General features: G+C 41.0%; 10 protein-coding genes. All 10 read left to right on the top strand.

Annotation, left to right across the window (positions count from 1 at the left end; translation table 11 throughout):
* Window positions 1-121: 121 nt before the first annotated feature.
* The 10 genes from PN497_RS12520 to PN497_RS12475 all read left to right on the top strand — a co-directional run bounded on the left by PN497_RS12520 (window position 122) and on the right by PN497_RS12475 (window position 10,186).
* Window positions 122-751, top strand: a complete 630-nt coding sequence (locus tag PN497_RS12520; protein ID WP_096571364.1) for a class I SAM-dependent methyltransferase — start codon at window positions 122-124, stop codon at window positions 749-751.
* Between the two features lie 19 nt (window positions 752-770).
* Entirely contained in the window at window positions 771-1,520 is a 750-nt protein-coding gene (locus tag PN497_RS12515; protein ID WP_096571366.1) for an FkbM family methyltransferase, read from the top strand.
* A 76-nt stretch (window positions 1,521-1,596) separates the two neighbouring features.
* Window positions 1,597-2,655, top strand: coding sequence for an NAD-dependent epimerase/dehydratase family protein (locus PN497_RS12510; RefSeq protein ID WP_096571368.1), 1,059 nt, complete (start codon window positions 1,597-1,599; stop codon window positions 2,653-2,655).
* A complete protein-coding gene (locus PN497_RS12505; RefSeq protein WP_096571370.1) occupies window positions 2,652-3,869 on the top strand; it encodes a glycosyltransferase family protein in 1,218 nt (405 codons plus the stop codon). The genes PN497_RS12510 and PN497_RS12505 overlap by 4 nt, the downstream gene beginning before the upstream one ends.
* A gap of 32 nt (window positions 3,870-3,901) precedes the next feature.
* Window positions 3,902-5,203, top strand: a complete 1,302-nt coding sequence (locus PN497_RS12500; protein ID WP_272110295.1) for a glycosyltransferase family 4 protein — start codon at window positions 3,902-3,904, stop codon at window positions 5,201-5,203.
* 30 nt (window positions 5,204-5,233) lie between these two features.
* Window positions 5,234-6,556: a glycosyltransferase family 4 protein gene (locus tag PN497_RS12495; RefSeq protein WP_096571374.1), complete on the top strand. Its 1,323-nt coding sequence runs from the start codon at window positions 5,234-5,236 to the stop codon at window positions 6,554-6,556.
* Window positions 6,557-6,652: 96 nt separating this feature from the next.
* Entirely contained in the window at window positions 6,653-7,534 is an 882-nt protein-coding gene (locus PN497_RS12490; protein WP_096571376.1) for a 6-hydroxymethylpterin diphosphokinase MptE-like protein, read from the top strand.
* A gap of 74 nt (window positions 7,535-7,608) precedes the next feature.
* Window positions 7,609-8,199, top strand: coding sequence for an acyltransferase (locus tag PN497_RS12485; protein WP_096571378.1), 591 nt, complete (start codon window positions 7,609-7,611; stop codon window positions 8,197-8,199).
* Window positions 8,200-8,202: 3 nt separating this feature from the next.
* Window positions 8,203-9,225, top strand: coding sequence for a galactosyltransferase-related protein (locus PN497_RS12480; RefSeq protein WP_096571380.1), 1,023 nt, complete (start codon window positions 8,203-8,205; stop codon window positions 9,223-9,225).
* A complete protein-coding gene (locus PN497_RS12475) occupies window positions 9,212-10,186 on the top strand; it encodes a glycosyltransferase family 10 domain-containing protein (RefSeq protein WP_096571382.1) in 975 nt (324 codons plus the stop codon). Before PN497_RS12480 ends, PN497_RS12475 begins: the two co-directional genes overlap by 14 nt.
* Window position 10,187: the final 1 nt, after the last annotated feature.

Raw genomic sequence — 10,187 nt, 5'->3', positions numbered from 1 at the left:
TCTACTCTAAAAAGGCTTCATGTTCAAGCAATAAGCATAAAGCCAAAATTAAACTAGCTAGACATCATGCGAGAATAGCAAACCTGAGAAAAGATACTCTTCACAAAATCACTACTTACTTATGCAAAAACCACGGGAAGAGTTTCTGGATAATTTACCCACTCATTGGCACAAGTTTGGCGTTGAGGGGGGAATTCAACCGGCTAAATCAGCTGGCGCTAAGGGAGTTAATGTTATTGCAGATCGATTACAAGATATAGATTCAAAGTGGCATCATTGTTTTGATGTGGTGACAATGTTTGATGTGTTTGAGCATCTCATCAATCCACTAGAGGGAATAAAACAGGCAGAATATTTACTTAAACCGGGGGGGGTAATGCTGATTAGCACCGGCGATATGAATGCTTGGACTTGGCGTTGGTTTAAGGGCAATCATTGGTACTTACAAACGCCATTACATTTGTCTTTTGCTACAAGGCAATTTTTTGATTATGTTGAGAAAAAATTGCCCCTTAAAGTTAAAAGTGTGTATCAGATTCCTCATCAATTGGGAAGCAGTCGGGAGGTTTGGGATGAGCGCGTCAAGGCTGTTTATTATGAGTGTTGGCAACGGGGTGGTTTTTGGCGACTTCCTCAAAGAGCCATATTGTCAATCCCCCAATACTCACATCTCAAGCATTTAACCAGTGTGCCTTGGACTATGAAACTTGGCGATCACTTCCTAGTTATATGTTTAAAACCCATCTTTTGAAACTCAATCTTCTAGCCCTATGATTAAAGCTGTGATGCATAAAATATTCAATTCTCTTGGTTTAGAAATTAGGCTTCTAAAGAATCTTCGTGAAGCACAAAAACGAGAAAAGAAAATGAAAGAATTAGAAAATTATCAATTTCTTGCCAATTTTGATATAAAAAGTATTATCGATGTTGGTGCCAACGAGGGACAGTTTGCTAGAACAATTCGTCATGTGTTTCCGGGTGCAACTATCTATTCGTTTGAACCCCTACCTGATGTTTATAAGGAGCTTTATTCATTATGTGCAGAAGATACTAACATTAAAACTTTTAATTTAGCATTAGGAAACGAAGTTGGCACAAAGCAAATGTTCTCAAGTTCCTTTTCCCCCAGTTCTTCAATGTTGAATATGTCTAAACTGCATAAAGAAGAATGGCCAGAATCATCAGTTAATACCAGTGTTATGGTTCAACAAACTTGTTTAGACCAATGGGTAAAAGAGAACAATCAAACTATTGGGGATAATATTTTAATTAAGCTGGATGTACAAGGCTATGAACTTTCTGTTATTAAAGGAGGAGAGAAGACTTTTAAAAGTGCCAAGCTAGTAATTATTGAGGTTTCTTTTTATGAGTTTTATGAAAAACAACCTCTGTTTGATGATATCTACAAATACCTATGCAATTTGGGTTTTGTTTATCGGGGCAACCTGGAGCAATTTCGCTCTCGATCCGGCGATAAAATACTTTTCGCAGATGCGATTTTTGAAAATCTCGGTATCTAGTTACTCTACTTAATTTAGTCGTATTTTTTTTACATATAGATTTCCTTTTGTATTAGAAACCTTTTTCATTGTCAATATGCCTTTTGATAAGCAACTGTTAGTCACCGGTTCCGCTGGCTTAATCGGCTCTGAATCGGTGCGTTATTTCACCCAACTGGGCTGGCAGGTTACAGGTATTGATAATAATATGCGAGCCGACTTCTTTGGCAAAGACGGTGACACTACCTGGAATTTGCAGCGGTTACAAGTTGACTGTCCGGAGTATCAGCATTTCTCCCTTGATATCCGCGATCGCCCCTCTATTCTGAACCTCTTTTCAGAACAAAAATTTGACCTGATTATTCACGCCGCCGCCCAGCCCTCCCACGATTTAGCCGCCAGTCGTCCCTTTGATGATTTTGATGTTAATGCCGTTGGCACACTAAACCTGCTGGAATCCACCAGAAGGGCTTGCCCTGAAGCAGTGTTTTGTTTCCTTAGCACTAACAAAGTCTATGGTGATGCCCCCAATGAGTTGCCATTGGTGGAACTAGAGAGCCGTTGGGACTATGCCAATCCCCAGGACTATGGCGGTATTACCGAAACCTGTCGCATTGACCAGAGTAAACATAGTTTATTTGGTGCGAGTAAAGTAGCAGCGGATGTGATGGTACAGGAATATGGCCGCTACTTTGGGATGAAAACCGCCTGTTTTCGCGGCGGGTGCCTGACGGGATCAGCCCACAGCGCTGCTGAACTCCATGGTTTTTTAGCTTACGTGGTGCGAGCCTGTGCGGAAGGAAGAGAATATAAAATCTACGGTTATAAAGGTAAACAGGTGCGGGATAATATCCACGCATCTGATGTCTGTGCTTTGCTGCATCAATTTTATTTACATCCCCGTTGCGGTGAAGTCTATAATCTGGGTGGTGGTAGAAAAAACAGTATTTCCGTCCTGGAGGCGATCGCCTTGGCGGAACAGCTTTTAAATAAACCGTTGAAAACCGTTTACGTCGATAAAAATCGCGAAGGCGATCACATCTGCTATATCAGTGACCTAAGCAAAATTAAATCTCATTTTCCCGACTGGCAAATCACCCGCAGTTTAGATAGCATTTTCCAGGAAATGGCTACCATGTACCTATTGCAGCGATGACAAAAACATTAATTGTTGTTGGTTCCGTAGTCCCTGGAGGGGCTAACGTGGGAGAAATCTTGTTGCGGGATATGTTGACCTGCCTCAAAAGAGAAGAGTTTATTGTTGCTCCTCTTTTAACTGGGGAGACCTTTACCGAGGAAACCAGGGGTAATAGTGAGCAGTTGAATACAATTTTTCCGCTAAAATCTCCCCCAGAACATGCCGTTCGGCGTTGGGGTGGACGTTTGGGGGGATTAGTCTGTGCAGGTGAACGATTACTATTTTACGATAGACAGATCAAAGTCCTAGTTAGCCAGATCGAGCAGCAAGTGAGGGAATTAGGTATCACTCGTATCTGGGGCATTTTGAATACAACCGTGGTGGTTGATGCCCTGTTTGGTTTGATGGGAAAGTGTGATTTACCTTTATACACCCAGGTCTGGGATGACATTGATTACCTCACCCAAGAGCGTGGACTTGACGCTACGATGCGATTTCGCACCCGAAAGAGATTTGGTCTACTCCTGAAAAAATCAGTTAAGACTGGTGTGATTTGTGAGACTATGGCTCAAAGCTATAGACAAGGCTACACAGCCCGTTGTGAAATTATCCGTCATGGACTACCTAATCAGGTAATAGCTCGGACTGAATATTCATCAACCGATGAATTCCGCATCGGCTTTTCCGGGGGGATGTATGCCCCCGATGCTTGGCAGGCATTGTTTGCAGCTCTGGCTTATATCAATTGGCAAGTTGGAGACAAGAAGCCAATTAAATTGATTGTCATGTCGGGTAAAATCACCCTACCCTGTACAAGTCCTGCCCATGTTGAATACTTAGGTTGGCGAACCACTGATGAAGTTAGAGAACGACTAACTGAGTGCGATTTGCTCTATGTTCCTTATCCCTTTGCTTCCTACCTCAAACCCTTAGCTCAACTCTCCTTCCCCACTAAACTCAGTACCTATGTTAACCTCGGTCGTCCAATTTTTGCCCACGTGCCTGAATATGCTTCATTGGTGGACTTTTACGCCCAGTATCCATTGGGTGCGCTTTGTACTTCGTTAGATCCAAAAATCATTGCTGAACAAATTACCGCCCTAGCGGAAAATACCAGTCTTTATGAAGCCTCCGCTAAAACGGTTGCTTGGGTTGGGGAAAAAGAATTAAGTCACCAAAATTTTGTCAATCAAGTTAAACGGTTTATTGAATTGGAAGGCCTCACTAGTTAGACATGAGTTATCCCAAACGGTTCTTGTTTTTGATGCCAACTAGTTCGATCGCAGGCGGCGTGGAGACATGGCTTGATGAAATTTATGAATATTTAACAACGCATCAATTTGAAGTATTAGTCGGGTTATTGCGAGGACAGCAGTTTAACCAACCAGAGCGCTATCGTGCTGTTCATCCCCAGCTAAAAACCATTGAAGTCGATGGACGGGGCTGTAATCGAGAAGGTAGAGTGCGGGCATTAATGCGCTGTATTGAAGGAGTTAAACCTGACATAGTGATTCCATTGGGAATTGCCGATGCTTATGAGGCTGGGATTCGCAGCAAGCAAAAAGGGCTAGATACTCGTTTAGTAATTCATGCTCAGGGAAACTTAGAGCCAATGCTTGCCGATCTCAGAAGTTACCGGGATGGGATTGACCAAGTAATTTGCCCTGGAGAGCTAACCAAACGAGTTTTAATTAACTGGGGAGGGTTTCCATCAGACAGAGTGACTCATATCCCCAACGGTGCTAATCAGCCAAAATGCAGTTCACAACGTCCAATCTCATCAGGAAAAGCAAAGCCTATTCGCATAGGATATATTGGCCGCTTAACCACCCTTGACAAGCGATCGCCGGATTTAATTACCCTGTATCAAGAACTCGAAAAGCTGAACCTAAATTATCAATTAGATATTGTCGGGGACGGATCTTGTTTTGCTCAACTCAATAAAGCTCTGGGTAAAGCTCCCCAAGTTAAACTCCACGGAGCTTTGTCTCGCGAGGTTGTTTATCAAGAAATATTTCCTAACCTTGACGTACTGATTTTACTATCTTCATCGGAAGCCTTTGGCATTGTGATTGTGGAAGCATTGATGCACGGTGTAATCCCTGTTACGTCCCGTTATGTCGGCTTTTACGCCGAAGGTTTAGTCAAAGAAAACGAAACCGGTTTGTCCTTCCCTGTGGGAGATATGGCTGGCGCGGCTCAACAAATTCAGCGTTTAGCCGAGGATGGTGATTTACGACACCGCCTGTCTAGCAATGGGCAAGTGCATGGACAGCCCTATACTTGGGAAAATTCCCTCACTAGTTGGAAAATAACTTTAGAACAAGTCATGGCTCGCCCTCCGCTTTTAAGTTCGTCTCCTTTACCCAAGATTCCCACCACAACTGGAAGATTAGAACAGTTGGGGATTCCAGCCAGTGTCATTGACGGGTTACGTCGCCTCCGTAGGTTTTTGTTGGGGTCACCCATTCCCCCTGGTGGAGAAGAGTGGCCGTTATTTTATCGTCATCATTCTGAGTCTTTGCTGGAGGAAATTTCCCAAGTTTTGAAAGACCTTGATACTTAAGTATTTATGTATTTATGCTAGTATTATTACATGAATCATCACATTCTTTTTATTGCACCCTCCGCTTACACCCTTAGTGGACTGGCAACCTGGTTAGACTACCTGTTACCTGGTCTAAAACAACTGGGGTGGCGCACTACCTTGGGGCTAGTAGAAGGGACTCGGTATCATCGAGTCGCTGACTATTTAGCAGTTCATCCCTGTGAAAGCGCGATCGCCATTACCTGCAAAACTGGAACTCCCCAAGGACGACGCTGGGCGGTGCAAAGGGCAATTCAAGAATATTCACCGGATATTGTGGTGACGGTTAATATTCCTGATGCGATCGCCGCTACAGCAGAACTCAGAAGTCGGGGGAAAACTCAAGCTAAAATTGTGATGACCTGTCATGGTATTCAGGAAGACCTATTTGCCGACATGAAACTATTTAAAAATTCCCTGGATGCCGTAGTTTGTACAAATAAATTAGCTTGTAAGTTAGCAGAAGATTATTCTAGCCTAGATAAATCATCAGTATTTTACGCTCCCTGTGGAGCGCCAACTCGGCCTTTAACCCCTCGCAAATCCGAAAAAACAGTTAAAATTATTTTTGTCGGAAGACTAGAGCAGCAACAAAAAAGAGTACATGACTTACCCGCTATTCTGGAGAACTTAAGCAGTCAACAGATTCCCTTCCACTTGAAAATTGTGGGTACTGGACCTGAAGAAATCAGACTACGTGATCGTTTATCACAATTCATTAACTCAGGAGAGGTTTCATTTTTAGGCCATGTCCCTTCCCATGAACTGTGGGAAAAAGCCTATTTTCAGGCCGATGCCTTGTTAATGCCATCCTGTTGGGAAACAGGCCCAATCGTTATTTGGGAAGCAATGGCAATGGGGGTACCTGTGGTTAGTTCTCGTTATATAGGAAGCGGTCTAGAAAATGCCCTCAAAAATAGAGAAAATTGTCTGCTTTTTAATGTCGGAGATACGGAAACAGCAACCCAGCAATTGATTACACTATATTCAGATCCAGAGTGTTGGCAAAATATCCGTCAGAATGCTTGGGATCTAGCAAGGCTAAGATATTCAGAGGAAGCCTCGATCAAACAATGGAACGAGGTATTTCAGTCTGTCATTTCAATGCCTTTGAAAGCTGTTAGTGTTTTTAACAGCAAAAATGCCACAGGGGGTCAATCTAGGTTAGATCGATGGCTTGGTAACTCAACAGGTGAATATATTCGTCAATTTATGGGGAAAACTTGCCCAAATACGGGAGCAGGAGGAGAATGGCCCCACAGTTGGCAAGCTTATGAAGAACATCAAGAAGTTTTTTTTGAATTATCTAAATTAAAAGATTTCAACTTATAACAAAGTTGACCTTAATGGGGGAACTGCTGACCCTATTTGATTCATGCAACAAAGTCTATTCATTGACCAATACTTTTTTATTTCAGAGTTGGAAAAATGCAAAACCTCAAATCGCTGTTGGCTGATTGGATTTTAGCTCCAAAAACATTGTCTGCCATAAAATACATTGCAAGCCGGATTGAAAGTATTCTAATAGATTATAGAAATGTTAGAAATTATCCTATAGAATATGCAAGGATTCTTGATAGAAATATCAAGCTAAGGAATATTTATCAAGGTAAAAGATGTTTTGTAATTGGTAATGGTCCTTCAATTAATCGACAGGACTTATCTTTACTTAAAAATGAGATCAACATTGTTTGTAATGCTTTTTTTAACCACGAAATTCTTAAAGAATGGCAACCAACAATTTATTGCGCAGGAGATCCTTGGCATCCATCATCATTATCTTTCTTATTGGATATTTTCGACAAAATAAACCCCCTATTTTATGTTTTTGATTATTCTTTACTGGAATTCTTAGCTAATGATGGAATCCAGATTCCATCTGTAATAAGAGACAAGATACTAGGATTTGCTACTTACTCTTCTCTTTACCGGGACCATATTTCGGAACAGATTCAAATTGACTTCACCAGGCCCGTACCAGGAATTAGACACACTCCTATGCTGAGTATTATGATAGCTATGTATATGGGTTGTAATCCCATTATTCTGATTGGTTGTGATCACGACTATGTTTATAAATTCTTTAGACAAGAGTATGAGGTAACTCATTTTTATCCAGAGTCAACTCCAGAGATGATTTCAAGTGATCAGAAGTATATCAGTGTTGCTCAGGATATCTTTAAGACTTATGGATCTTATGCTAAACTTAATCAAATTGCCTTAAAGCGAGGTGTAAGCATATTGGATGCAACCGATAACGGGTGTTTAGATACTTTCAATAAAGTTGATTATACATCCCTGTTTAAGTAGGTTATTAGATCTGTTGGGAAATATCAGGATTATGATAAAACCTCTCAAACATGGAGAAACTTATTAAGTAACCAATGCTAAAAACTTGGTTTCAAGGAATCTGGCAACTGCGCGATCGGCTGTTAATCCGCGATTTAGGAGAACGTCGTTTTCACTTGGCTAAGGTTGACCGAATACGTCAAGCTTTTCCCACAGCGAAAATTAGTAATGATGTGATTTTGATCAATCACGAACCTCAACGACTAAAACTTACAGGACAAGTCACCATCAGTCAAGGAAATATACTGGCATTTGGGGATACCCTAAATGGCTACGGCAATATTATCATTGGCGATCGCACTTGGATTGGGCAGTACAATAATTTACGAGCTGGGGGTGGTGACATCCAGATTGGGGAAGACTGTCTGATCAGCCAATTCTGTACATTAGTTGCCAGTAATCATCAAAAACACAGGAGTTTACCGATTAAAGTCCAACCATCAGATCAAAACCGCACTGGTGTAATACTAGGGAATGATGTGTGGTTAGGATCTGGTGTAACCGTGTTGCCAGGGGTTACTATTGGCAATGGATCTGTGGTCGGTGCTAATGCAGTTGTTAATCATGATATTCCTGACTACGAAATCTGGGGTGGAGTCCCTGCCAAAAAACTAGGAGACAGATAACCGATGGTAACATTAAAAGAGCAGTTAGGATGTTGGCTGAACGAGCGCTGGCAAACGGAGTTAGTATTAAGATCCCCTAAATTAGCCCAATTGCTGGGTTTAAGCTGGTTGGATCTGTGTAATCGTTCTGAAGTTTTGCAACCTGATCTAATTACCGGGGGGCGAATTTGTCAGTGGCAATTTTCTTCCCAGCTAACAGTTTCACGGGTTTTTCCCGGGTTGGGGTTAGGTATTCTACAGCACGTTTTACAACTATATCCTGTAAAACTCAACTTTGAATCTAAAAGTAATTTATCAAACAAGCCAGATTGTTCAATTTTATTTGTTGTTGGCGGTATAGAGCGTTTTCCGCAATTTGAATTGGCTTTAGCCTCAGCCCGTGCCCAAGTTGATGTTGATTACGAAATCATTGTTGTTGAACAATCTCCCGAACCTCTGTTGAGAAATAAGTTGCCCACTGATGTTCGTTATTTTCATCAAGTCAACCCGCAACCTGAAAAGGGGTTTAATAAGAGTTCCGCACTGAATAAAGCGGCTAGAGAAGCTAAATCTGAAAAACTAATTATTTTAGATGCTGACTTTGTTGTTCCAATTAATTTTGTCATTGAATGTAATCAAGTTTTAGGTAAAATTTCTAGTGCCAGGTTAGCAAGATTAATTTTTTATGTTGATAGTCAGTCAACTGAACATATAGTTAATGCCCAGGAATTGGTATCTGGCATAAATGTAGAGAAAATTGTTGAAAATACTCCTACCCCTCTAGCATTACACAAATCTACTTACTGGGACATTGGTGGACATGATCAAGACTTTTGGGGATGGGGGGGAGAAGACACTGAATTTTTAGATCGTTTACGCACTTGTAAAATAGCTGAAGGGGGGTGGTTGCCTTTCATTCACCTTTGGCACCCCTCCGCTCCCAAAAAAGCCAACGGCGATCGCAATAATCAAATTCTTGTTCAAAAAATGACCTGTTCATCTCAGGTTCGGATTAATACACTCAAGCAAAAAAATGAAATGCTATAACATTGATGTATATGGCGAGCAGGTAAGTCAAGACTCGATTACCGTCAGGTTTCAAGACCAAACTTTTAACTTCATTTTTGAACCGAGTTTAAAAATTGGTCAGGAGTTTGTCCTGGGACTTTTTGCAAGCAAAGCAGTCTTATCCGATACAGTATTTCGCTATCCAAGAGATCGGCGCATTGCTATGTTAACAGAAAGTCCAATTGATTATTCTTACCAGCATATTGCCCAAATTGTCCGCAGGTTTCCCATTGTCTTCACACACCAACAACACTTACTGGATTTGGGAAAGCCTTTTAAACCTCTAATATTTGGAACCAATTGGCTAGGCATTACAAATGAGATAGACTCAGAACAGATTTTAGCCGATCATCCACCAAAATCAAAATTAATATCATTTATGGGGAGTTTAGCTCATCCCGATGATGGGGCTTATAAATTTCGTAAAGAAATCGCCGATCTGTGTTTAACTGCAAATAATGTTGAGTGCTTTGGTAAATCAATTAATCCTGTACCAGGGAAACGAGAGGCGATCGCCCCTTATTATTTTTCCATTGCCATGGAAAATGTGGCTAGTAATTATTACTTTTCTGAAAAACTTGTTGATTGCCTGCTTTTAGAGACTGTTCCCATTTATTATGGTTGTCCTGAGATTTCTGAATTGTTTAATCCAAAAGGGATACTGACTTTCAACACCAAAGAGGAACTAATATCAATTTTAGATATCTTATCTCCCAATCTTTACGATGAAATGTATCCATTTCTGATTGAAAACAAACTTAAGGCTATTCGAGAGAATTGGCATAATCATCAGGGTTTACTCTCACGGTTATCTTCTCAAATTCCATTAAATCTTCTAAATTCAAGTCAGCGCTATCTAAATCGAGAATCGTATTTACGGGACAAAATTACCCTAAAAAGCCGCAAATTATGGGAAAATATCCAAATTAATTTAAATTAGG

The organism is Sphaerospermopsis kisseleviana CS-549 (genome assembly GCF_028329225.1).
GTDB classification, from domain to species: domain Bacteria; phylum Cyanobacteriota; class Cyanobacteriia; order Cyanobacteriales; family Nostocaceae; genus Sphaerospermopsis; species Sphaerospermopsis kisseleviana.
The sequence above is the reverse complement of the archived record's forward strand: the minus strand, read 5'-3'. Positions and strand labels throughout refer to the sequence as shown.